Origin of the sequence: Limimaricola sp. AA108-03 (genome assembly GCF_050847355.1) — a bacterium.
GTDB lineage: Bacteria > Pseudomonadota > Alphaproteobacteria > Rhodobacterales > Rhodobacteraceae > Limimaricola.
Window position 1 is genome coordinate 2,222,351 of record NZ_CP193755.1, and the last position, 21,764, is coordinate 2,244,114.

22 protein-coding genes are annotated in these 21,764 nt (G+C 67.8%); 14 read left to right on the forward strand and 8 right to left on the reverse strand.

Annotated features, from left to right (window positions below; genetic code table 11):
• Nucleotides 1–3 precede the first annotated feature (3 nt).
• The gene (locus ACRAQ3_RS10825) at nt 4–981 is read left to right on the forward strand and encodes an ABC transporter ATP-binding protein (protein WP_432254626.1); all 978 of its coding nucleotides are present in this window, start codon (nt 4–6) and stop codon (nt 979–981) included.
• Nucleotides 978–2,012: an ABC transporter ATP-binding protein gene (locus ACRAQ3_RS10830; protein ID WP_432254627.1), complete on the forward strand. Its 1,035-nt coding sequence runs from the start codon at nt 978–980 to the stop codon at nt 2,010–2,012. Before ACRAQ3_RS10825 ends, ACRAQ3_RS10830 begins: the two co-directional genes overlap by 4 nt.
• Before the next feature lie 42 nt (nt 2,013–2,054).
• On the opposite strand, the gene ACRAQ3_RS10835 is transcribed toward ACRAQ3_RS10830, so the two are convergent.
• Genes ACRAQ3_RS10835 through ACRAQ3_RS10860 form a run of 6 tightly spaced genes read right to left on the reverse strand, consistent with a single transcriptional unit; the run spans nt 2,055 to nt 7,322 of the window.
• A complete protein-coding gene (locus ACRAQ3_RS10835; protein ID WP_432254628.1) occupies nt 2,055–2,714 on the reverse strand; it encodes a hypothetical protein in 660 nt (219 codons plus the stop codon).
• A gap of 58 nt (nt 2,715–2,772) precedes the next feature.
• Nucleotides 2,773–3,483 (reverse strand): ABC transporter ATP-binding protein, encoded by a 711-nt coding sequence (locus tag ACRAQ3_RS10840; protein ID WP_432254629.1) that lies wholly within the window; start codon nt 3,481–3,483, stop codon nt 2,773–2,775.
• Complete coding sequence (locus ACRAQ3_RS10845) at nt 3,476–4,264, reverse strand: ABC transporter ATP-binding protein (RefSeq protein ID WP_432254630.1); 789 nt, start codon at nt 4,262–4,264, stop codon at nt 3,476–3,478. Before ACRAQ3_RS10845 ends, ACRAQ3_RS10840 begins: the two co-directional genes overlap by 8 nt.
• Complete coding sequence (locus tag ACRAQ3_RS10850) at nt 4,261–5,298, reverse strand: branched-chain amino acid ABC transporter permease (RefSeq protein ID WP_432254631.1); 1,038 nt, start codon at nt 5,296–5,298, stop codon at nt 4,261–4,263. The genes ACRAQ3_RS10845 and ACRAQ3_RS10850 overlap by 4 nt, the downstream gene beginning before the upstream one ends.
• Nucleotides 5,298–6,170 (reverse strand): branched-chain amino acid ABC transporter permease, encoded by an 873-nt coding sequence (locus ACRAQ3_RS10855; protein ID WP_269396046.1) that lies wholly within the window; start codon nt 6,168–6,170, stop codon nt 5,298–5,300. Before ACRAQ3_RS10855 ends, ACRAQ3_RS10850 begins: the two co-directional genes overlap by 1 nt.
• A 9-nt stretch (nt 6,171–6,179) precedes the next feature.
• A complete protein-coding gene (locus ACRAQ3_RS10860) occupies nt 6,180–7,322 on the reverse strand; it encodes an ABC transporter substrate-binding protein (RefSeq protein ID WP_269396047.1) in 1,143 nt (380 codons plus the stop codon).
• 171 nt (nt 7,323–7,493) lie between these two features.
• On the opposite strand from ACRAQ3_RS10860, the gene paaG reads away from it, so the two are divergent.
• The 11 genes from paaG to ACRAQ3_RS10915 all read left to right on the forward strand — a co-directional run bounded on the left by paaG (nt 7,494) and on the right by ACRAQ3_RS10915 (nt 17,375).
• Nucleotides 7,494–8,291 carry a 2-(1,2-epoxy-1,2-dihydrophenyl)acetyl-CoA isomerase PaaG gene (gene paaG / locus ACRAQ3_RS10865; protein WP_432254632.1) on the forward strand — a complete coding sequence of 266 codons (798 nt, stop codon included), beginning with the start codon at nt 7,494–7,496 and terminating at the stop codon, nt 8,289–8,291.
• Nucleotides 8,288–8,731 (forward strand): hydroxyphenylacetyl-CoA thioesterase PaaI, encoded by a 444-nt coding sequence (paaI, locus tag ACRAQ3_RS10870; RefSeq protein WP_269396049.1) that lies wholly within the window; start codon nt 8,288–8,290, stop codon nt 8,729–8,731. Before paaG ends, paaI begins: the two co-directional genes overlap by 4 nt.
• A gap of 41 nt (nt 8,732–8,772) precedes the next feature.
• A complete protein-coding gene (gene paaK / locus ACRAQ3_RS10875; protein WP_432254633.1) occupies nt 8,773–10,083 on the forward strand; it encodes a phenylacetate--CoA ligase PaaK in 1,311 nt (436 codons plus the stop codon).
• A gap of 57 nt (nt 10,084–10,140) precedes the next feature.
• Nucleotides 10,141–10,992 carry a PaaX family transcriptional regulator gene (locus tag ACRAQ3_RS10880; protein WP_432254634.1) on the forward strand — a complete coding sequence of 284 codons (852 nt, stop codon included), beginning with the start codon at nt 10,141–10,143 and terminating at the stop codon, nt 10,990–10,992.
• 158 nt (nt 10,993–11,150) lie between these two features.
• Complete coding sequence (paaA, locus tag ACRAQ3_RS10885) at nt 11,151–12,119, forward strand: 1,2-phenylacetyl-CoA epoxidase subunit PaaA (protein WP_269396052.1); 969 nt, start codon at nt 11,151–11,153, stop codon at nt 12,117–12,119.
• A gap of 5 nt (nt 12,120–12,124) precedes the next feature.
• Nucleotides 12,125–12,409, forward strand: a complete 285-nt coding sequence (paaB, locus tag ACRAQ3_RS10890; RefSeq protein WP_269396053.1) for a 1,2-phenylacetyl-CoA epoxidase subunit PaaB — start codon at nt 12,125–12,127, stop codon at nt 12,407–12,409.
• Nucleotides 12,409–13,158 (forward strand): 1,2-phenylacetyl-CoA epoxidase subunit PaaC, encoded by a 750-nt coding sequence (gene paaC, locus ACRAQ3_RS10895; RefSeq protein WP_432254635.1) that lies wholly within the window; start codon nt 12,409–12,411, stop codon nt 13,156–13,158. Before paaB ends, paaC begins: the two co-directional genes overlap by 1 nt.
• Nucleotides 13,159–13,163: 5 nt before the next feature.
• The gene (gene paaD / locus ACRAQ3_RS10900) at nt 13,164–13,649 is read left to right on the forward strand and encodes a 1,2-phenylacetyl-CoA epoxidase subunit PaaD (protein WP_432254636.1); all 486 of its coding nucleotides are present in this window, start codon (nt 13,164–13,166) and stop codon (nt 13,647–13,649) included.
• The gene (locus ACRAQ3_RS10905; protein WP_432254637.1) at nt 13,649–14,719 is read left to right on the forward strand and encodes a 2Fe-2S iron-sulfur cluster-binding protein; all 1,071 of its coding nucleotides are present in this window, start codon (nt 13,649–13,651) and stop codon (nt 14,717–14,719) included. The genes paaD and ACRAQ3_RS10905 overlap by 1 nt, the downstream gene beginning before the upstream one ends.
• A gap of 2 nt (nt 14,720–14,721) precedes the next feature.
• Nucleotides 14,722–16,767 (forward strand): phenylacetic acid degradation bifunctional protein PaaZ, encoded by a 2,046-nt coding sequence (paaZ, locus tag ACRAQ3_RS10910; RefSeq protein ID WP_432254638.1) that lies wholly within the window; start codon nt 14,722–14,724, stop codon nt 16,765–16,767.
• Nucleotides 16,767–17,375, forward strand: coding sequence for a transferase hexapeptide repeat family protein (locus tag ACRAQ3_RS10915; protein WP_432254639.1), 609 nt, complete (start codon nt 16,767–16,769; stop codon nt 17,373–17,375). The genes paaZ and ACRAQ3_RS10915 overlap by 1 nt, the downstream gene beginning before the upstream one ends.
• Nucleotides 17,376–17,382: 7 nt before the next feature.
• Here the strand turns inward: ACRAQ3_RS10915 and ACRAQ3_RS10920 are convergent, their stop codons facing one another.
• On the reverse strand, nt 17,383–17,847 hold the full coding sequence (locus tag ACRAQ3_RS10920; RefSeq protein WP_269396058.1) for an Lrp/AsnC family transcriptional regulator: 465 nt from the start codon (nt 17,845–17,847) through the stop codon (nt 17,383–17,385).
• 129 nt (nt 17,848–17,976) lie between these two features.
• Here ACRAQ3_RS10920 and ACRAQ3_RS10925 point away from each other — a divergent pair, with 129 nt between their 5' ends.
• A complete protein-coding gene (locus ACRAQ3_RS10925) occupies nt 17,977–21,420 on the forward strand; it encodes an indolepyruvate ferredoxin oxidoreductase family protein (protein ID WP_432254640.1) in 3,444 nt (1,147 codons plus the stop codon).
• A 46-nt stretch (nt 21,421–21,466) separates the two neighbouring features.
• Here the strand turns inward: ACRAQ3_RS10925 and ACRAQ3_RS10930 are convergent, their stop codons facing one another.
• On the reverse strand, nt 21,467–21,631 hold the full coding sequence (locus ACRAQ3_RS10930; protein ID WP_269396060.1) for an RSP_7527 family protein: 165 nt from the start codon (nt 21,629–21,631) through the stop codon (nt 21,467–21,469).
• Nucleotides 21,632–21,764 lie beyond the last annotated feature (133 nt).

Genomic DNA, 21,764 nt, shown 5'->3' on the forward strand with positions numbered 1-21,764 from the left:
CTCATGAGTCTTCTGAGACTGCGCAACCTCTCGGTCGAGTTTGCGACCACCGGCGGCCGGTTCCGCGCCGTCGACCAGGTCGATCTCGACGTGGACAAGGGCGACGTGCTGGCCATCGTCGGCGAAAGCGGCTCCGGCAAATCGGTGTCGATGCTGGCGCTGATGGGGCTCTTGCCCTGGACCGCCAAGGTGACGGCGGACGAGATGATCTTCGACGGGCACGACCTGTCGAAGATGTCGGCCCGGGCCCGCCGCAAGATCGTCGGCAAGGACCTCGCGATGATCTTCCAGGAGCCGATGTCCTCGCTCAACCCCTGCTTCACCGTGGGCTTCCAGATCCGCGAGGCGCTGCGCATCCATCTCGGCATGGACCGCAAGGCCGCGCAGGCCCGCGCGCTGGAGCTGTTCGATCTGGTCGGCATCCCCGACCCCGAGCAGCGGCTCAAGGCGTTCCCGCACCAGATGTCGGGCGGCATGAACCAGCGGGTGATGATCGCCATGGCGATCTCGTGCAATCCCAAGCTGCTGATCGCCGACGAGCCGACCACTGCGCTCGACGTGACGATCCAGGCGCAGATCCTCGACCTGCTCGTCAGGCTGCGCGACGAGACCGGCATGGGGCTGGTGCTGATCACCCATGACATGGGCGTGGTGGCCGAGACCGCGCAGCGCGTCTCGGTGCATTACGCGGGCCAGAAGGTCGAGGAGCAGCCGGTGCGCCCGCTGTTCCGGTCGCCGCACCACCCATATACCTCGGCGTTGCTCGCGGCCCTGCCCGAGCGCGCCACCGACAAGCGGCTGCCGACCATTCCCGGCGTGGTGCCGGGACAGTTCGACCGGCCGCAGGGCTGCCTGTTCTCGCCGCGCTGCCCCTATGCGGACGACCATTGCCGCAAGGTGCCGCCCAAGCCGCGCGGGCCGGATCTCGGCCTCGCGCGCTGCCACTACCCGCTCAACACCGACGAAAGGCTCGCCTCGTGAGTGCCGTGACCACAGACGCCCATGACACGACATCGCCCGCCAAGACCGGCCCCGTCGTCACCGCGCGCGGCCTCACCCGCCATTACGAGGTTGGCGGCGGTCTTTTTTCCAAGCCGCGCGTGGTGCGCGCGCTGTCGGATCTCGATTTCGAGCTGACGCCGGGCCGGACGCTGGCCGTGGTCGGCGAATCCGGTTGCGGCAAGTCCACCCTCGCCCGGGTCGTGACGCTGATCGAGGAGCCGACCCGCGGCGAGTTGTCGATCTCGGGCACCGACGCCACGCCGGACGCGTGGAAAAGCCTGCGCTCCAAGGTGCAGATCGTGTTCCAGGACCCCTACGGCTCGCTCAACCCGCGCCAGCGAATCGGCCAGATCCTGATGGAGCCCCTGCTGATCAACCGCCCCCAGATGCCGACATCCGAGCGCGAGGCCAAGGCGCGCGAGATGTTGCGGCTGGTGGGCCTGCGGCCCGAGCATTTCGACCGCTACCCGCACATGTTCTCGGGCGGCCAGCGTCAGCGCATCGCCATCGGCCGGGCGCTGATGCTGGAGCCCGAGGTGCTGGTGCTCGACGAGCCGGTCTCGGCGCTCGACGTGTCGATCCAGTCCTCGGTGCTGAACCTGCTGATCGACCTGCAGGAGCGGATGCAACTGGCCTATCTCTTCATCAGCCATGACCTGTCGGTGGTGCGTCACGTCGCCGACGAGGTAAAGGTGATGTATCTGGGCCGAGCGGTGGAGACGGGCCCGAAGGACATGATCTTCGACAACCCGCAGCACCCCTACACCAAGGCGCTGCTCTCGGCGACGCCGCGCGCCGATCCGGAGGCCGCCAAGGAGCGGATCAAGCTCGAAGGCGAACTGCCCTCGCCACTCGCCGTGCCGCCGGGCTGCGCCTTCGCGCCGCGCTGCTGGAAGGCGCAGGACAAGTGCCGGAAGCAGCGCCCCCTGCTCGACGGGGCGGTGCAGAAATCGGCCTGCTTCTTCCCCGAGGGCGAGGGCAAGCCCTCGGCCGAGGCGCCGGAAAGCTGATACAGGAAGGGGGCCGAACGGCCCCCTTCTCCTTTCCAGGTGTCAAAGCTGCTGCTTTCTCCACTGCTCCACTGTATCGATGGCTTCGCCGATGGCCCGCCGCGCGGCATCACGCCCTTCGGCATGATCGAAGCCATGATCGGCCCCCGCGACCATCCGCAGGGTCAGCCCCGGCTGTCGCCCGAGAGCTTCCAGCAGCTCCGGGCGGTTTGAGGGATCCTCGGTTCCCAGCACCGCTACCCCAACTCCCGGCCAGTTGCGCATCCAGGACAAAAGCGGCGTGCCGAGCAGGCTCGGGGTCAACCAGACCGCCCGGGTCCGTTCCGAGGCGCCGATCCCGGCCGACAATGCCGCCCCCATCGATAGCGTGCCGAGCGACTTGCCGATCAGCCAGACCCGTTCATAAGCGCGCATGGCCGACAGATGCGCCCCGATATCCCGCCCATCCGCCGCGATGCGGGCGAACTGCTCGGCATCGGGGGCAGTCATGAAGGCCTCATCCTCGGCATAGTCGAAAGCCAGCCGCGCCATGTCGCAGCCTGCCCGCTCAAACAGGGCAGCCGTGCCCCGCAGCAGCGGGCGGTCGCAGCCATAGCGCAACCCCGGCAGCACGACCGCCAGATCACGCCCCTTTCCGGCGGTGAAATCCGCCCGAAGCGGCGGCCGGCCGGTCGAGGAGGGAATGCGGAGGGTCTCGGTCATGCCCAGACCCTGGGTCCGGCCGTCCCGTCCTACAAGCGAAAGTTGCGGGAAACGACCGTCAGGCCCCGAGATAGGCCTCGCGGATACGCGGATCGGCGATCAGCTCAGCGGCATTGCCCGAGAGCGTGATCTCGCCCTGCTCCATGACGTAGCCCCGGTCGGCGATCGACAGAGCGGCATAGGCGTTCTGCTCGACCATCAACAGCGTCACGCCGCGATCGCGCAGCGATTTCACCACCCCGAGCACCTGATCGACCAGCACCGGGGCGAGGCCCATCGACGGCTCGTCGAGCAGCATCAGCTTCGGGCGGCCCATGATGGCGCGACCGATGGCGAGCATCTGCTGCTGGCCGCCCGAGAGCCCGCCCGCGGGCAGCGCCGCCTTGTCGCGCAGGATCGGAAAGAGGCCATAGACCTCGTCCATGTCCGCGCCGAGATCGTCCGTGCGATGATAGCCGCCCAGGCTCAGATTCTCGGCCACGCTCAGATCGCCGAAGATCTGCCGCCCCTCGGGCGAATGCGCGACGCCCAGAGCGGCGCGCGCGTGGTCGGGCTGGCGGGTCAGGTCGTGCCCCGAAAATCGAACGGAGCCGGAATTCACCGGCTGCACGCCGGAGATGCAGCGCATCAAGGTGGTCTTGCCCGCGCCATTGGCCCCGACGAGCGAGACGATCTCGCCCTCGTTCACGGTGAGATCGACGCCGTGCAGCACCTCGATCGGGCCATAGGCGGAGCGCAGGCCCTCGATGGACAAAAGCGGTTCAGGCATGGGCGGCGGCCTCGGCTTCGGCGGCGCCATGGGCGCCGAGATAGGCGGCGATGACATGGGGGTTTGTGCGGATCTCCTCCGGCCCGCCTTCGGCGATCTTGCGGCCCTGATCGAGCACGACGATGTGCGCCGAGATGCGCATCACCATGCGCATGTCGTGCTCGATCAGCACCACGGTCTTGCCCTCGTCCGCGATGGCGTGGATCAGGTCGTCGACCTCGCGCGTCTCGACCGCGTTGCAGCCCGCCGCCGGTTCGTCGAGCAGCAGGATGGTGCAGCCGGTGACCAGCGCGCGGGCGATCTCCAGCCGCTTGAGCTGTCCATAGGACATCTCGGAGGCCGGGCGATGCGCCAGATCGGCGAGGCCCGCGCGTTCCAGCGCGGCCATGGCGCTGGCGCGGCTCCGCTCGGTCTCGCGTCGCGCGCCGGGCAGGCCCAGCAGGTCGGAGAGCAGGTTGGATTTCTCCTGCATGTGGCAGCCGGTCATGACGTTGTCGAGCGCGCTCATCTGCGGGAAGACCTGCAGGTTCTGAAAGGTGCGGGCCATGCCGCGCCGGGCCAGATCGTGGGCCGCGAGGCCGGTGACGTCCTGCCCGTCGATCCGGACCCGGCCGGAGCTGGCGCGGTAGACCCCGGAGACGAGGTTGAACAGCGTGGTCTTGCCCGCGCCGTTCGGACCGATGATCGAGGTCACCTCGCCCGGTTTCGCGGTGAAGCTCACGCCGTCCACGGCCTTGATGCCGCCGAAGGCGATGCCGAGGCCGTCGATGTCGAGGCTCATGATTTCCTCCGGGTCCAGAGATCGGCGATGAAGGGCACGAGGCCGCGCCGCATCGCGATCATGGTGACGACCATGATACCGCCAAGCACCATGTGCTCGTAATCGGCGAAGACCGTGAGCACCTGCGGCAGCGCGGTGAGGATCAGGGCGCCGACCAGCGCGCCGAACACCGAAGTGGCCCCGCCCAGCACCGCCATGGTCACCATCTCGACGGAATGCATGAAGCCGCCCGTCTCGGGGGTGATGTAGCCATTGGCCAGCGCCAGCAGGCCGCCCGCCACGGCGGCGTAGAGCGCCGAGATCACGAAGGCGCGCGACTTGGCGCGGGCCACGTCGATGCCGAGCGAACGCGCGGCGACATCGCTGTCATGGATCGCCCGCAGGCTGCGCCCCGATGGGGAGCCCGCGAGGTTGACCGCGATCGCCGCACCGATGGCGGCGGTGAAGCCCGCGACCCAGTACCACGCTTCGGCGGATTTCAGGTTGAGGCCCACCATCTTGAACAGGTTGCGGGCGTTCATGCCGGAGACCGTCATGCCGTCCGGCCCGCCGGTGAGCCAAGCCTCCTTCGACAGCACCATCCAGATCAGCATGCCCAGACCCAGCGTCGCGATGGCGAGATAATAGCCCGAAAGCTTCAGGATCGGCCGCCCGACGACGAGCGCCAGCAGACCGGCCAGCAGCACCCCCGACAGCATCGCCAGCGGCGACGGCACGCCGTAATTCGGCAGGATCGCGGTGGCATATGCGCCGATGGCGAAGAAGCCGGCATGGCCGAGGCTGACCAGGCCGACATAGCCCAGCAGCACCACGATGCCGGTGACCGCAAGCGTGTTGATCCAGACCAGCGTACCGACCCGGTAGAAATAGCTCGACGGAAAGATCAGCGCGCCCAGCCCCACGAGGACCGCGAAGATCAGGAAGGTGCGAAGCCCCGGCCCGATGGCGCGCCGCCTTGTGACTTTGTTCTGCAAATACGCATCGCCCCCGGTATCGACCGGCGCGGCGCTGGTGGTCGTCCCCTGCCCGGCCATCACACCCGCTCCGTGATACGCGCGCCGAACAGGCCCTGGGGCCGCAGGAACAGCACGAGAAGAATGACAACGAAGGCGCTCGCATCCTTGTAGTCGGAGGAGATGTAGCCCGCCGTCATCGCCTCGATCAGCCCGATCAGCAGCCCGCCCGCCAGCGCGCCCAGAGGCGAGCCGACGCCGCCCAGCATGGTGGCCGAGAAGCCCTTGAGCGCCATCAGAACGCCGACATCGTAGCTGGTGAAGGTGACCGGCGTCGCCAGCACCCCGGCCAGCGCGCCGATGGCGGCCGAAAGCGCGAAGGAAAGGTTCATCGCGCGGCCCGTGTTGATGCCGACGAGTGCTGCGGCCATGCGGTTCGAGGCGGTGGCACGGATGCCGCGCCCGGCCCGGGTCCGGTTCAGGAACCACGCGAGAAAGGCGAAGACCGCGATGCTGCCGCCGATGATCCACAGGCTCTGCGGCAGGATGGTGGCGCCCCCGACGCGCAGGGGCGCGTCGCCGGAGAAGCCGTCATAGCGATGGATCTGCTTGTCGAAGACCGCCTGCATGGCGCCGCGCAGGAAGATGCTGGCGCCGATCGTGATGATAATCAGCGACACCAGCGGCGCCTCGCGCGCGGGTCGGATCGCCAGCCGGTAGAGCGCGACGCCCACCAGCATACCCGCGATCACCGCCAGCGGCGCCGCGATCCAGACCGGCACGCCCGCGCCGATCAGCGCCGCCGCCGTCATGCCGCCGATCACCACGAACTCGCCCTGGGCGAAGTTCACGACGCCGGAGGCGTTGTAGATCAGCGTGAACCCGAGGGCGATGGCCGCGTAGATCGCGCCCACCGTGACCCCGGAGACGAGGAATTGCAGAAGCTCCGACAAGGCAGATCCTTACTCTTCGACCGGGGTCCAGCCGCCATCCTTGATCTCGAGGATCCGGAAGGCCGAAAGGTCGAGACCCATGTGGTCCTCGGGGGTGAAGCTGTAGACGCCGGTGACGCCGGCATGGCCCTCGGTCGCCTCGAGCGCGTCGCGGATCTCGACCGGATCGGTCGAGTCGGCCCGCTCGATCGCGTTCACCAGCAGGTGGAAGGCATCATAGGCATAGCCGCCGAAGGTCGAGGGCTTCTCGCCATGGGCCGCCTCATAGGCCGCGATGTAGTCCTGCACCGGCTGGCGCTGCGGGTCGTCCTCGGCCAGCTGGTCGGGGATCAAGAGTGGCGTCGCGGGCAGGCGCAGCCCGTTCGCGGCGTCACCGGCAAGCTTGATGAACTCGTCGGAGGCGACGCCGTGGCTCTGATAGAACGGCAGTTCGATTCCGAGCTGGGCGTAGTTGCGGGTCACCACCGCCGGGCCCTGGCCGAAGCCGGGGTTCACCACCGCCTCGATACCCTCGGTGGCGGCGATGTTGGTGAGCTGCGGGGTCATGTCGCTGTCGCTGCCGCCATAGCTCTCATCGGCGACGATCTCGACGCCGGAGGCCTCGGCCACGTCGAGGCACTGCTCGCGCATCGAGGCGCCGAAGCCGTCGGTGCCCGAGATCAGCCCGACCTTGGTCATGCCGCGCGAGGTGATGTCGGCGAAGATCTTCTCGCAGGCCATGCGGTCGGTATGCGGCGTCTTGAAGACGAACTCCTGCACCGGGTCGATGATCACCACGGCACCGGCGAGCGAGATGAACGGGATCTCGTAATCGGCGAAGAGCGGCGCCATCGCCATGGTGGCCCCGGTCGAGGAGCCGCCGATCACCGCGACCACCTCGTCCTCCTCGATGAGACGGGTCGCGAAGGTGCGCGCCTTGTTCGGATCGGCACCGTCGTCATAGACGATCAGCTCGACCTCTTCACCGTTGATGCCGCCATTGGCGTTCAGTTCCTCGACCAGCATCTCCAGCGTCTTGGCTTCGGGATCGCCGAGAAAGGCGGCCGGGCCGGTGACGGCGAGCGAGGCGCCGATCTTGATCTCGGCCAGCGCGGGCGCGGCCGTCAGCAGGGCCAGCGCCGAGACGCCGGCGGCAACTGCTTGTCTCGTCATGTCATTCCTCCCTTTCGTCACATCGCAGCACATAATTTCGGCATTCCGTGACGCTTTATTCATTGACCAGCCGCGACCATCATGCAACACATTTTTTCCCAAAGCGCTGCGTTTCCGTGCCCCTTTGAGGGGAGAGGCCGGTGGCGATGCGCGCGATGCGAGGGAGGGATCATGACCGAGCCAGTTCTTCTGGAGAACCTGACGGATGGCGTGCTGCGCCTGAGGCTGAACCGGCCCGACCGCCTGAACGCCTTCACCCCCGAGCTGCATGCGGCGCTGCGCGCGGCGATCGGCCGGGCGGCCGAGGACAAGGCGGTGCGCGCGGTGCTGCTCACCGGGGCCGGTCGCGGCTTCTGCGCCGGTCAGGATCTCGGCCAGCGCCATCCCGATGCCGCGGGCGGCGCGCCGGATCTGGGCGAGACGATCGGCACGCTGTGGAACCCGCTGGTGCGCGCCATCCGGGCCCTGCCCAAGCCGGTGATCTGCGCGGTGAACGGCGTCGCCGCCGGCGCCGGCGCCAACCTCGCCATCGCCTGCGACATCGTTCTGGCGGGCGATAGCGCGCGCTTCATCCAGTCCTTCGCCAAGCTCGGCCTCGTGCCGGATTCGGGCGGCACATGGACCCTGACCCGGGCGCTTGGCGAAGCTCGCGCCAAGGCACTGGCGCTGACCGGTCAGCCGCTGGGCGCGGCGCAGGCCGCCGATTGGGGGCTGATCTGGCGCGCCGTGCCCGATGCGGCGCTGATGGAGGAGGCCGAGGCGCTCGCGACCGCGCTGGCCAAGGGGCCGACCTATGGCTACGGGCTGACCAAGCAGGCGATCCAGGCCGCGGGTGGTCAGAATCTTGACGCCAGCCTCGATCTCGAGCGCGACCTGCAACGCAAGGCGGGCTTCTCGCCCGATTATGCCGAGGGCGTGCGCGCCTTCACCGAGAAGCGGGAGCCGGTCTTCACCGGGCGCGCGCAATGAGCGGCGCGGTGGAGATGAAGCTCGACCCGCAGGCGCAGGCCGAGAAGCGCACGCAGGAGATGTGGGACGAGGACACCGCCAGCAAGGCGATGGGGATGGAGCTTCTCGAGGTCGGACCCGGCACCGCCGTGATGCGGATGCGGGTGCGCGAGGACATGGTGAACGGCCATGGCACGCTGCATGGCGGCCTGACCTTCGCCTTCGCCGACAGCGTCTTCGCCTTCGCGGCCAACAGCTACGACTACCAGGCCGTCGGCGTGCAATGCGACATCGTCTACCACGCGCCGGGGCGCTTGGGCGACGTGCTGATCGGCACCGGCACCGAGGTGACGCGGGCCGGGCGCTCGGGCCTCTACGACGTGGCGGTGCATCGCGAGGACGGCACGCTGATCGCCAGCTTTCGCGGCAATTCGCGGATCGTGACGCCACGCGCCAAGTGAACTGAGACCGGCGCCGCGGGAGGGCGCCGAGGGAGGATGACATGCTGACCAGACCCACCGGGGCGCGCGCGCCCCTCGACCCGATCGAGACCGCCTCGCGCGACGAGATCGCGGCGCTGCAGTTCCAACGGATGAAGCAGACGCTCCAGCGCGCCTATGAGGGCTCGCCCTTCTACCGGGCCAAGTTCGACGAATGCGGCGTCCACCCGGACGATCTGAAATCGCTGTCGGACCTCAAGAAATTCCCCTTCACCGTGAAGCAGGACCTGCGCGACAACTACCCCTTCGGCATGTTCGCGGTGCCGCAAAGCCGGATCGCGCGGCTGCACGCCTCCTCGGGCACCACCGGCAAGCCGACGGTCGTGGCCTATACGAAGAACGACATCGACACATGGGCCGACGTCATGGCGCGTTCGATCCGCGCCGCGGGCGGCGCGCCGGGCGACATCTGCCACGTCGCCTATGGCTACGGCCTCTTCACCGGCGGGCTTGGCGCGCATTACGGGGCCGAGCGGCTGGGCTGCACCGTGGTCCCGGTCTCCGGCGGCATGACAGAGCGGCAGATCACGCTGATCGAGGATTTCAAGCCCTCGATCATCATGGTCACCCCCTCCTACATGCTGTCGATCCTCGACGCCTACCGCGCCGCGGGCCTCGACCCGCGCAAGAGCTCGCTCAAGACCGGCATCTTCGGGGCCGAGCCCTGGACCAACGCCATGCGCCAGGAAATCGAGCAGGCATTCGACATGGATGCGGTCGATATCTTCGGTCTCTCCGAGGTGATGGGCCCGGGCGTCGCGCAGGAATGCGTCGAGACCAAGGACGGTCTGCACATCTGGGAGGATCACTTCTACCCGGAGATCATCGATCCGGAGACCGGCGAGCCGGTCGAGGACGGGCAGGAAGGCGAGCTGGTCTTCACCTCGCTCACCAAGGAGGCCTTTCCGATCATCCGCTACCGCACCCGCGACCTGACGCGGCTGCTGCCCGGCACCGCGCGGTCGATGCGGCGGATGGAGAAGGTGACGGGGCGCAGCGACGACATGATCATCCTGCGCGGCGTCAACGTCTTCCCGACCCAGATCGAGGAGCAGATCCTGAAATGCGCGGCGCTGGCCCCGCATTACCAGATCCATCTGTCCCGCAAGGGCCGGATGGACGAGATGTGCATCCATTGCGAGTGCAAGATTGATGGCGACGCGGCCACGGCGCAGGCGGCCGCACGCGAGCTGATGGGCCACGTCAAGAGCGTGGTCGGCGTGTCTTGCAAGGTCGAGATCAAGCCCTGTGGCAGCATCGCACGCTCGGAGGGCAAGGCGAAGCGCGTCGTCGACGAGCGGCCCAAGGGCTGAATTGTGCCCATGGCGCGAGGGCACTACACCGGTTCTCGCGCACAACCCGGAGCCGACATGTCGCCAGATGCCCTGCACAACGTCCTCGCCGCCAATCCGGTCAGCGCCGGTGCCTTCATCGTCACGCTCTATGGCGATGTGGTGGCGCCACGCGGCGGCGAGATCTGGATGGGCAACATCATTTCGGCCTGCGCCGCCGTCGGCCTGAGTGAAAGCCGGGTGCGTACCGCCGTGTCGCGGCTCGTCGCCGCCGAGCGGATCGAGGGGGTGAAGGACGGGCGCAAGAGCTACTACCGGCTCACCGCCTCGGCGGAAAAGGAGTTCCAGCGCGCCGCGCGGCTGATCTATCGCCGCCCCCGCGCCGCGCCGCTCAGGGGCTGGCATCTCGTGGCGTTGCCGCAGGGGCCGGGGCGCGAAGCGCTGGTGACACGGCTGACGCGACTGCGCTTCGGCATGGCCGAGCCCTATCTCGCGATCCTGCCGGATCGCGGCGACCCCCTGCCCCCCTTGGGCGCGCCGCATTTCCACGCCACCACCGAGGACGACCTGACAGAAATGGCCCGTGCCGCCTGGCCGCTCGACGCCCTGGCCGAACGGATGGCGCGTTTCATGGAAGGTTTCGCACCGCTCGACGGCGTGTCGTGCAGCCCCGAAGAGGCGCTGGGGCTGCGGCTGCTGCTGGTGCATGTCTACCGCGACATCGCGCTGTCGGACCCGGCGCTGCCTCTGGGGATGTTGCCCGAGAATTGGCAGGGCCCGGAGGTGCGCGCGCTGTTCGCCCGGCTCTACCTGCACCTCACCCCCGGCGCCGATGCCGCCGTGGCGCGCGATTTCGTCGACCGCGACGGCCCTCTCAGGGCCGATCCGACCCGCATCGCCCGTCGCATCGCCGATCTCTCCTACCACTGATCCGACGGGGCAGTTCCGCCTTGCGGAACGCCGTCACGATACATCACACGCATCCGATCTTGTGACTTGAAATGTGCCACATCACGTGTCACATAATTCGGGAGAGTCGATGAATCCCGTGCGGGAACCGACTCGTTGCAAGCCGCAGGAGATCCGACATGTACGCACAGCTCGTCGAGACCGGGGCCGCCGAGACCTCCGAGAAGGACCGCGAGTTTCAGGAGAAGATCGATCGCGGCGTGCGGATCGAGGCCAATGACTGGATGCCCGAGGGCTACCGCAAGACGCTGATCCGCCAGATCAGCCAGCACGCGCATTCCGAGATCGTGGGTCAGCTGCCCGAGGGCAACTGGATCACCCGCGCGCCGTCGCTGCAAAGGAAGGCGATCCTTCTGGCCAAGGTACAGGACGAGGCCGGTCACGGGCTCTACCTCTACTGCGCCGCCGAGACGCTGGGGATCAGCCGCGACGAGATGACCGCGCAGCTTTTGTCGGGCAAGGCCAAGTATTCCTCGATCTTCAACTACCCGACCCTGACCTGGGCCGATATCGGCGCGGTCGGCTGGCTCGTGGACGGTGCCGCGATCATGAATCAGGTGCCGCTGCAGCGCTGCTCCTACGGCCCCTATTCCCGCGCGATGATCCGCGTCTGCAAGGAAGAGAGCTTCCACCAGCGTCAGGGCTTCGACATCATGCGCCAGCTCTGCCAGGGCACCGACGACCAGAAGGCGATGGCGCAGGACGCTCTGAACCGCTGGTGGTGGCCCTCGTTGATGATGTTCGGCCCGTCCGACAAGGACTCGGTGCATTCCGAGCAGTCGATGAAGTGGGGCATCAAGCAGAACACCAATGACGAGCTGCGCCAGAAGTTCGTCGACCAGACCGTGCCGCAGGCCGAATGGCTGGGCCTCACCGTTCCCGACCCCGACCTCGCCTGGAACGAGGCGAAGGGCGGCTACGATTTCGGCGAGCCGGACTGGTCCGAGTTCTACGAGGTGCTCAAGGGCAACGGCCCGTGCAACCGCGACCGGTTGGCGGCGCGCAACAAGGCTTGGGACGACGGCGCGTGGTATCGCGACGGGCTGATCGCCCATGCCGAGAAACAACAGACCATCGCGGCGGAGTGAGCGGCATGAGCAAGGAATGGCCCCTGTGGGAGATCTTCATCCGCGGTCAGCACGGGCTGTCGCACCGGCATGTCGGCAGCCTGCACGCGCCCGACGCCGAGATGGCGCTGAAGAACGCGCGTGACGTCTATACGCGGCGCAACGAGGGCATGAGCATCTGGGTGGTCGAATCCGCCAAGATCACCGCCTTCGATCCGGACACCGCCGAGCAGAACTTCGCCGCGCCGAAATCCAAGGTCTACCGCCACCCGAGCTTCTTCGAGATCCCCGACGATGTGGGGGCGATGTGATGGACCCGCTCGTCACCTTCTGTCTGCGGATGGGCGACACGACGCTGATCCTCGGCCAGCAGACCGCGGCTTGGTGCGGCCACGCGCCGGTACTTGAGGAAGACATCGCCTTCGCCAATATGGGGCTCGACCTGATCGGCCAGACCCAGCTCTGGTACGAGATCGCGGCAGAGGCTGAGGGCCGCGGCCGCACCCCCGACGATCTCGCCTTCTTCCGCACCGAGCGGCAGTTCCTCAACGCGCAGCTGGTCGAGCGTCCCAACACCGATTTCGCCCATGCGCTGATGCGGCAATACCTGTTCGACGCCTGGCACCTGCCGATGCAGGAGGCGCTGTGCGAGAGCGGCCATGAGGCGATCCGCGAGCTGGCGCAGAAATCCGTGAAGGAGGTGCGCTACCATATCGACCGCTCGCGCGACCTGATCGTGCGTCTGGGCGACGGCTCCGGGGAAAGCCACGCCAAGATGCAGGCGGCGCTCGACGCGCTCTGGCCCTATGCCGCCGACCTGATGGCGACCGACGAAGTGGAGGCCATGCTCACCGAGCAGGGCGTGCTGCCCGATCTCGACCGGGTGCGCCGCGCCTTCGACGCCGAGACCGCGGCGACGCTGGAGCGCGCGACGCTGGCGATCCCCGAGAACGGCCACGCCCGCACCGGCGGCCGCAGCGGCATCCATACCGAGACGATGGGCTACATCCTCGCCGAGATGCAGTCGATTCCGCGCAGCTACCCCGACGCTCGCTGGTGAGCGCGATGCGCCCGGACATTGACACCGTGCGCGATTGGCTGGGCGAGGTCCCCGATCCCGAGATCCCGGCGATCTCGGTGGTCGATCTCGGCATCGTCCGCGACGTGGGTTGGGAGGATGACACGCTGGTCGTCGACGTCACGCCCACCTATGCGGGCTGTCCCGCAACGCTGGTGATCGCGCTCGACATCGAGACGGCGCTGCGCGAGCGGGGCCTGGAGAAGGTCGAGGTGCGCCGTCGCATGTCGCCGCCCTGGTCGACCGACTGGATCAGCCCCGAGGGCCGGCAGAAGCTGCTCGACTACGGCATCGCGCCGCCGCAGCTGAATGCCGCCAACTGCGCGGGCATGCTCTCGGCCCAAAGCGCCGCCTGTCCGCTATGCGGCTCGGAGAACACCGAGGCGATCGCGGCGCGCGGCTCCACCCCCTGCAAGGCGCAGTTCCGCTGTCGCGACTGCCGCGAGCCCTTCGATTATTTCAAGGCGATCTGATGCAAGAGTTCTATCCGCTGACCGTCACCGGCATCGACCACGACACCCGCGACGCCGTGGTGGTCTCGCTCGCCCCCGCGAAGGGCGACTGCGACAAGTTCCGGTTTCGCCCGGGCCAATACCTCACCTTCCGCCGCGATTTCGACGGCGAGGAGCTGCGCCGCTCCTACTCGATCTGCGCCACCCCCGAGGAGGGGCTGCGGGTCGGCATCAAGAAGGTCGATGGCGGGGCGTTCTCGAGCTTTGCCAAGCACGAGCTGAAGGTCGGGGACACGCTCGACGCGCTGCCGCCACAGGGCCGCTTTCACGCCCCCGAGGAGGCGGGCGAGAAGCACTATCTCGGTTTCGCCGCCGGCTCCGGCATCACCCCCGTGCTGTCGATCGCCAAGAGCATCCTTGCCGGCTCCGACGCCGCCCGCTTCACGCTGGTCTATGGCAACCGGCAACTGTCTTCGGTGATGTTCAAGCGCGAGATCGGCGACCTGAAGGATCGCTATCTCGACCGGCTGAACGTGGTGCATGTCTTCTCGGGCGAGGCGCAGGAGATCGAGCTGTTCTCGGGCCGGATCGACGCCGAGAAATGCCACGCGCTGTTCGGCCCATGGGTCAGCCCGAAGGCCGAGATGGCCTTCATCTGCGGCCCCGAGGCGATGATGAAGGACGTGGCCACCGCGCTCGAAGAGGCGGGCATGCCCAAGGACAGGATCAAGTTCGAGCTGTTCGGCGCCGCCCAGCCGGGCCGCGCCAAGATGCGGCAAGCTGCCCAAGCCGCGCGCGAGAGCGGCGACATGATCCGCGCCACCGTGATCCTCGACGGCGTGTCGCGCAGCTTCCAGATGCCGCGTAGCGGCCAGTCGGTGCTCGACGCGGCGCGCGAGCATGACATCGACGCGCCCTTCTCCTGCAAGGCCGGGGTCTGCTCGACCTGCATCGGCCGGGTGAAGTCCGGCGAGGTCGAGATGATGCAGAACTACGCGCTCGAGGACAACGAGGTGGCGGACGGGCTGGTGCTGACCTGCCAGTGCCTGCCGCTCTCGGACGAGATCACCATCGAATACGAAGGACACTGAGCATGCTGGACGCCATTCCCACCGAGCCGCGCCGCCTCGAGTCCTATGTTGCCGGCCGCTGGCAGGCCGGCACCGGCGAGGGCCAGATCGTCGCCGATGCCGCGACCGGCGATCCGGTCGCCCGGGTCGACGCCACCGGCATCGACATGGAAGAGATGCTGCGCCACGGCCGCGAGGTCGGCGGCCCGGCCTTGCGCGAGATGACGACGCATCAGCGCGCGATGATGATGAAGCGCCTCGGGCTGGCGCTGATGGAGCGCAAGGAGGAGCTATACGCGATCTCCACTGCGACGGGCGCCACCCGCTCGGATGGCTGGATCGATATCGAGGGCGGCATCGGCACGATGCTCTCCTATGCTTCGAAGGGCCGCCGCGAGCTGCCCAATGCGCATGTCATCCCCGACGGAAACCCCGAGATCCTGTCGAAGGATGGCAGCTTCATCGGTCAGCACGTGCTGATGCCGCTCGAAGGCGTGGCGATCCACATCAACGCCTTCAACTTCCCGGTCTGGGGCATGCTAGAGAAACTCGCCCCGACTTGGCTCGCCGGCATGCCCGCCATCGTGAAGCCCGCGAGCCAGACCTCCTATCTCACCGAGGCCTGCGTGCGGCTGATGCTGGAAACCGGCGAGCTGCCCGAAGGCGCGCTGCAACTGATCTGCGGCCGCACCGGCGACCTTCTGGACCGCGTCACCTGCCAGGACGTGGTGACCTTCACCGGCTCGGCGGCCACCGCACGCAAGCTGCGCAACACGCCCGCGATCATCGAGAACGCTGTGCGCTTCACCGCCGAGGCCGACAGCCTCAACGCCTGCATTCTTGGTCAAGATGCCACACCCGATAGCCCGGAATTCGAGCTGTTCGTCAAGGAAGTGCATCGCGAGATGACCGCCAAAGCGGGCCAGAAATGCACCGCGATCCGCCGCGCCATCCTGCCGCGCGCACTGGTCGAACCGGCGGTCGAGGCGCTGCGGGCGCGGATCGAGAAGACGGTGATCGGCCATCCCGGTGACGCCGCCACCCGCATGGGCGCTCTGGCCTCGACCGATCAGGTCGAGGAGGTGCATCGTGCCGTCGAGGCGATCGGTGCCGAGGCCCGCATCGCCATCGCGCCGGGGCCGGTGCCGGAGAAAGGCGCCTTCGTGTCTCCCTGCGTGCTGGTTTGCGACGCACCGCTGACCGCCAAGGCTCCGCACGAGATCGAGGCCTTTGGCCCGGTCTGCACGCTGATGCCCTATGACAGCCTCGACGAGGCTATCGAGATCGCCAATCGGGGCGCAGGCTCGCTGGTCGCCTCGGTCTTCACCGACGACACCGAGGTCGCGAAGACGCTGGGCCGCGGCATCGCCAAGCTGCATGGCCGGGTGCTGTTCGGCAACCGCCGCTCGGCCAAGACCTCCACCGGCCACGGCTCGCCCCTGCCGCAGATGGTGCATGGCGGCCCGGGCCGCGCGGGCGGCGGCGAGGAGCTGGGCGGCATGCGCGCCGTGAAGCATTTCATGCAACGAACGGCGCTGCAGGGCACGCCCGACCAACTCACCGCCGTCATCGGCCAGTGGATGCCGGGCGCGACCCGCCGCGAGACGGACGTCCACCCGTTCCGCAAGTCGCTCGCGGAGCTGGAGATCGGCGACACCGTCGTCACCGAGGCGCGCAAGGTCACGCTCGAGGACATCGAGCACTTCGCCAACTTCACCGGCGACACCTTCTACGCCCACATGGACGAGGAAGCGGCCCAGCGGAACCCGTTCTTCGAGGGCCGCGTCGCGCATGGCTACCTGATCGTCTCCTTCGCCGCGGGCCTCTTCGTGCAGCCCGACGAAGGCCCGGTGCTCGCCAATTACGGCGTCGATTCCTTGCGCTTCATGACCCCGGTGAACGCGGGCGACAGCTTGCGCGTCCAGCTCACCGCCAAGCAGATCAACCCGCGCGAGACCGACGATTACGGCGAGGTCCGCTGGGATTGCACCGTGTTGCGCGACGACGCCGAGGTGGTGGCGCAATACGACGTGCTGACACTGGTCGCCAAGCAACAGCGCGACCTCTGATGGCCAAGGTCTATGCCTATGACGGCGTCGTGCCGGTGGTGGACGCTTCGGCCTTCGTCCACCCCGAAGCGGTGCTGATCGGTGACGCGCATGTGGGCCCCGGCGCCTATGTCGGCCCCGGCGCGATCCTGCGTGGCGATTTCGGCCGGGTCGTCGTCGGGGCCAACGCCAACCTGCAGGAAACCTGCGTCATGCACGCCTTTCCGAACAAGGACGTGGTGATCGAGGAACGCGGCCATGTCGGGCATGGCGCGGTGCTGCATGGCTGCCGGGTCGGCGAGAACGCCATGGTCGGCATGAACGCGGTGATCATGGACGACGTGGTCATAGGGGCGGAAAGCATCGTCGCCGCGCTGGCCTTCGTGAAGGCCGGGATGCAGATCCCGCCGCGCTCGATGGTGGTCGGCATGCCCGCCAAGGTGACCCGCGAGCTGACCGAGGAAGAGGTCGCGTGGAAAAGCCAAGGCACCGCGATCTACACCCGGCTCGCGGCGGAGGCGGGGGAAAAGCTCGTGGCCTGCGACCCCCTGCCCCGCGCCGAGGAGGGCCGGCGGCGGATCGAGGCCCCGGCCTACGATCCGAAATACCTCGCCACGCCGCAGAGGTGACGACCGGCTAGAGCGGCAACACGCCGCGCGTCTTGACCGCACGCAGCACCATGTTGGTCTGCGCACTGGCCACCGCCGGCTGGCGAAACAGGAACTGTTCGAGAAACGCGTTGTAGGCAGCAAGGTCGCGGCAGAGCACCCTCAGGTGATAATCGGCCTGACCGGTCGTGGCGTAGCATTCCTGGATCTCGGGCCGCGACTGAACGGCGCGGATGAAATCCTCCACGGGCCGCATCTCGTGACGCACGAGGCTGACATGCACGATCGCCTGAAACGTCAGCCCGCAGGCCTCGGGATTGAGCCTGACCCCGGGACGTTCGATCGCCCCGGCCTCTTCCAGCGCCCGCACCCGGCGCCAGCAGGAGGAGGCGGACATGCCGACCTTTTCCGCCAGATCGGCATTCGACAGCCGGCCATCCTCCTGCAAGGCGGCAAGGATACGGATGTCGGCAGGATCGAGAGATGTGACCATTTCATTCCGAGAACAGGCGGCCGCATGAAACGGCGTTCCGCAAACTAGCGCCAGTCGCGCGAAACTGAAAGCAATATCCACCGTGCCGGGTCCACAGTGGAGCAAGCCAGAGTCGGGGAGGACTCCGCCATGACAGATCAATCGCACAGCTTCCGCAGCTACCAGTTGTCGGACCGCTACAGGCGCACCGAGGGGCGCGTGTTCCTGACCGGCACGCAGGCGCTGGTGCGCATCATGCTCGATCAGGCCCGGCGCGACAGAGCCGAAGGCATGAACACCGCCGGTTTCGTCTCCGGCTATCGCGGCTCGCCCCTGGGCGCGCTCGACATGGAGATGTGGCGCGGCAAGACGCAGCTCGAAGAGCATCGCATCGAGTTCCTGCCCGCCGTGAACGAGGACCTCGGCGCCACCGCGGTTCTGGGCGCGCAGCAGCTCGCGCTCGACCCGCGTGCCGAAGTCGAGGGCGTGTTCTCGATGTGGTACGGCAAGGGTCCGGGCGTCGATCGCTCCGGCGACGCGCTCAAGCACGGCAACGCCTATGGCTCGTCACCCAAGGGCGGCGTTCTGGTGGTGGCGGGCGACGATCATGGCTGCGTCTCGTCGTCGATGTCGCATCAATCCGACGTCGCCTTCATGGCGTGGTTCATGCCGGTGCTGAACCCGGCCTCGGTCGCCGAATACCTCCCCTTCGGCGAATGGGGCTTCGCGCTGTCACGCTTTTCCGGCACCTGGGTCGGCTTCAAGGCCGTCTCGGAGACGGTCGAAAGCGGCCAGTCGGTCGAGCTTCTCCCCCCGCGCGATTTTGCACAGCCGAACTACACCGCGCCCCAAGGCGGGCTCCACGTGCGCCTGTCGGACCTGCCCAGCCCCGAGATCGAGGCACGGATGCAGCACAAGCTTGCCGCCGTGCAGGCCTTTGCCGAGGCCAACCCGATCGACCGCGCGATCTATGGCATCCCCGACGCCCGCTTCGGCATCGTCAGCACCGGCAAGGGCCATCTCGACCTGATGGAGGCGCTGCGGCTGCTTGGCCTCGACGAGGCCGAGTGCCGCCGCCTCGGGATCGACGTCTACAAGGTCGGCATGGTCTGGCCGCTGGCGCGCAAGGCCGCGCTCCACTTCGTGCAGGAAAAGCAGGAGGTCTTCGTCGTCGAGGAAAAGCGCGGCATCATCGAAAGCCAGCTCAAGGAATATTTCTACGACTGGCCCGGCCACAAGCCCGCGCGCATGGTCGGCAAGTTCGACGGGCCGGGCAACCCGCTGCTGCCCTGGACCGGGGAGCTGTCGCCCAAGGTGCTGCTGCCCGCCCTCGCGAAGCGGCTCGACAAGCTGTTTCCCGAGGAGGGTTTTCCGGCCAAGGCGCGGGCGCTCACCGAGACACCGCCACCGATCCTGTCGATCCCCGGCGCGACCCGCACGCCCTATTTCTGCTCGGGCTGCCCTCACAACACTTCGACCAAGCTGCCCGAGGGCAGCCAGGCGAATTCGGGCATCGGTTGCCACGTCATGGCGTCATGGATGGATCGCGAAACGCTGGGCTACGCGCAGATGGGCGGCGAAGGCGTGCCCTGGGTCGCGGCGTCGAAGTTCAATGGCGGCCGCCACATCTTCCAGAACCTCGGCGAAGGCACCTGGTACCACTCGGGCAGCCTTGCGATCCGTCAGGCCGTCGCGGCGCGGGCCAACATCACCTACAAGATCCTCTACAACGACGCCGTCGCCATGACCGGCGGCCAGCCGGTGGACGGCCCCGTCAGCGTGCAAGGCATCGCCCAGTCCTGCCGCGCCGAGGGGGTGGAGCGGATCGCGCTGGTCTCTGACGACCCGCTGAAGTTCGATCACGCCGATTTCCCGAAGGGCACCACCATCGACCATCGCCGCGATCTCGACCGGATTCAGTGCGAACTGCGCGAGATCCCCGGCGTCACGGTTCTCATCTACGAGCAGACCTGCGCCACTGAGAAGCGCCGCCGCCGCAAGCGCGGCACGATGGAGGACCCCAAGCGCTTCGCCTATATCAACGAGCTGGTCTGCGAGGGTTGCGGCGACTGCTCGGTCGCCTCGAACTGCCTGAGCGTCGAACCCAAGGAGACCGAGTTCGGCCGCAAGCGGAAGATCAACCTGTCGAGCTGCAACAAGGACTTCTCCTGTCTCGAAGGCTTCTGCCCCAGCTTCGTCACCGTCGAGGGCGCGACCCGCAAGAAGCGCGAAGGCGCGGGGATCGACGCTCTGGCTTTGGCCGCCGATCTGCCGATGCCCACCCTGCCCGCCCTGTCGAAGCCCTACGAGCTCTTGATCTCGGGCGTCGGCGGCACCGGCGTCGTCACCGTGGGCGCGCTGATCACCATGGCGGCGCATCTCGAGGGCAAGGGGTCGAGCGTGCTCGACTTCACCGGCTTTGCGCAGAAATTCGGCACCGTGCTGAGCTACATCCGCCTTGCCCGCAGCCCCGACGATATCCACCAGGTGCGGATCGAGGCGGGCACGGCCGACGCGGTGATCGCCTGCGACATCGTCGCATCGTCATCGCCCAAGGCGAGCGTGTGCTACCGCCGTGGCACGCGCGTGGTGCTGAACCGCGCTGAGATGCCGACCGGCGATCTGGTGCTGCACCGCGACGCCGATCTGAAGGTCGATGCGCGAGAGGCGGCGATCGCCGCGGCGGTGGGGGCCGACAAGCTCGACGCCTTCGACGCCAACGCCGTCGCCGAGGCGCTCTTGGGCGACGCGGTGTTCTCCAACGTCATCATGCTGGGCCATGCCTGGCAGTGCGGCATGGTCCCGGTGAGCCTCGCGGCGCTGGAGCAGGCGGTCGAATTGAACGGCGTCGCGATCGAGAAGAACCGCATGGCGCTGGCCTATGGCCGCCTGCTCGCGGCGCGCCCCGAGCTGCTGCGGGAGGCACTGGGTCAGGCGCCCGCCGGGGAAGAGCCGCTGGAGCGGCTGATCGACCGCCGCGCCGCCTTTCTCGAGGACTATCAGGACGCGGCCTGGGCGCAGCGCTACCGCGACCGGCTTTCGCACTTCTGCAAGAGCCTTGCCCGTCCCGCGGAGGAAGCCGAGGAACTGACCCGCCTTGCCGCAAAATCGCTGTTCAAGCTGATGTCCTACAAGGACGAGTACGAGGTGGCCCGGCTGCACAGCCTACCCCGCTTCACCAAGGCGCTACAGGCGGAGTTCGACGGCGATTTCACCGTGAAGCATCATCTCGCACCGCCGCTCCTGCCATTGGGCCGCGACAGTCGCGGCCGCCCGCGCAAGCGCGCTTTCGGCGCCTGGATCAGACCCGGCTTTCGCGCGTTGGCACGGCTGAAGCGGCTCCGGGGCAGCGCCTTCGACCCGTTCGGCCACACCGCCGAGCGGCGCATGGAGCGCGAACTGATCGGCTGGTTTGAGGAGGTAATGAGCGATTGCGCCGCGGCGTCGGGGGCCGATCTCGACACCTGCCGGGCGCTGCTGTCCGCCCCGATGGAGATCCGCGGTTTCGGTCCGGTCAAGGCCGAGGCGGTGTCGCGCGTAAAGCCCCGCGTCGCCGAGTTGCGCGCCGCGCTCGCATCCCGGATGGCCGCCTGAGATCAGGCGCGGCGGAGCGGCCTCACGCCGCTCCGCCGATACGCGATCAGGCCGCGGCGGGTGCCTTGCCGCCGCCGAGCACGCCGCGCAGCTTCGCGGCGACGTCATGGAACAGGCGCGCGATCATGTCGGAGCGCATCTGGCGCGCCTCGGCCAGAACGGCCTCCATCTGGGCTTGAGTCGGGTGGGTATAGCGAACGATCTGGGTCATCTTCGGCTCATTGGGAACATCGGCGGGCCTCATCGCCCGCACCCCCCAAATGGCCCCGTTTCCGCCGGGATGCCAGTCAATGCCGCCATGCGGCAAACGCATGCCCTGACGCGCGTCGCAGTTCATGCATACG

Coding starts and splice junctions, on each gene's coding strand:
- paaC (WP_432254635.1), top strand. CDS start 12,409: ATGGACCCGCTCGTCACCTTCTGTCTGCGGATGGGCGACACGACGCTG.
- ACRAQ3_RS10915 (WP_432254639.1), top strand. CDS start 16,767: ATGGCCAAGGTCTATGCCTATGACGGCGTCGTGCCGGTGGTGGACGCT.
- ACRAQ3_RS10825 (WP_432254626.1), top strand. CDS start 4: ATGAGTCTTCTGAGACTGCGCAACCTCTCGGTCGAGTTTGCGACCACC.
- paaG (WP_432254632.1), top strand. CDS start 7,494: ATGACCGAGCCAGTTCTTCTGGAGAACCTGACGGATGGCGTGCTGCGC.
- ACRAQ3_RS10840 (WP_432254629.1), bottom strand. CDS start 3,483: ATGCCTGAACCGCTTTTGTCCATCGAGGGCCTGCGCTCCGCCTATGGC.
- paaD (WP_432254636.1), top strand. CDS start 13,164: ATGCGCCCGGACATTGACACCGTGCGCGATTGGCTGGGCGAGGTCCCC.
- paaA (WP_269396052.1), top strand. CDS start 11,151: ATGTACGCACAGCTCGTCGAGACCGGGGCCGCCGAGACCTCCGAGAAG.
- paaI (WP_269396049.1), top strand. CDS start 8,288: ATGAGCGGCGCGGTGGAGATGAAGCTCGACCCGCAGGCGCAGGCCGAG.
- ACRAQ3_RS10905 (WP_432254637.1), top strand. CDS start 13,649: ATGCAAGAGTTCTATCCGCTGACCGTCACCGGCATCGACCACGACACC.
- paaK (WP_432254633.1), top strand. CDS start 8,773: ATGCTGACCAGACCCACCGGGGCGCGCGCGCCCCTCGACCCGATCGAG.
- paaZ (WP_432254638.1), top strand. CDS start 14,722: ATGCTGGACGCCATTCCCACCGAGCCGCGCCGCCTCGAGTCCTATGTT.
- ACRAQ3_RS10930 (WP_269396060.1), bottom strand. CDS start 21,631: ATGACCCAGATCGTTCGCTATACCCACCCGACTCAAGCCCAGATGGAG.
- ACRAQ3_RS10850 (WP_432254631.1), bottom strand. CDS start 5,298: ATGGCCGGGCAGGGGACGACCACCAGCGCCGCGCCGGTCGATACCGGG.
- ACRAQ3_RS10925 (WP_432254640.1), top strand. CDS start 17,977: ATGACAGATCAATCGCACAGCTTCCGCAGCTACCAGTTGTCGGACCGC.
- ACRAQ3_RS10835 (WP_432254628.1), bottom strand. CDS start 2,714: ATGACCGAGACCCTCCGCATTCCCTCCTCGACCGGCCGGCCGCCGCTT.
- ACRAQ3_RS10880 (WP_432254634.1), top strand. CDS start 10,141: ATGTCGCCAGATGCCCTGCACAACGTCCTCGCCGCCAATCCGGTCAGC.
- ACRAQ3_RS10920 (WP_269396058.1), bottom strand. CDS start 17,847: ATGGTCACATCTCTCGATCCTGCCGACATCCGTATCCTTGCCGCCTTG.
- paaB (WP_269396053.1), top strand. CDS start 12,125: ATGAGCAAGGAATGGCCCCTGTGGGAGATCTTCATCCGCGGTCAGCAC.
- ACRAQ3_RS10845 (WP_432254630.1), bottom strand. CDS start 4,264: ATGAGCCTCGACATCGACGGCCTCGGCATCGCCTTCGGCGGCATCAAG.
- ACRAQ3_RS10860 (WP_269396047.1), bottom strand. CDS start 7,322: ATGACGAGACAAGCAGTTGCCGCCGGCGTCTCGGCGCTGGCCCTGCTG.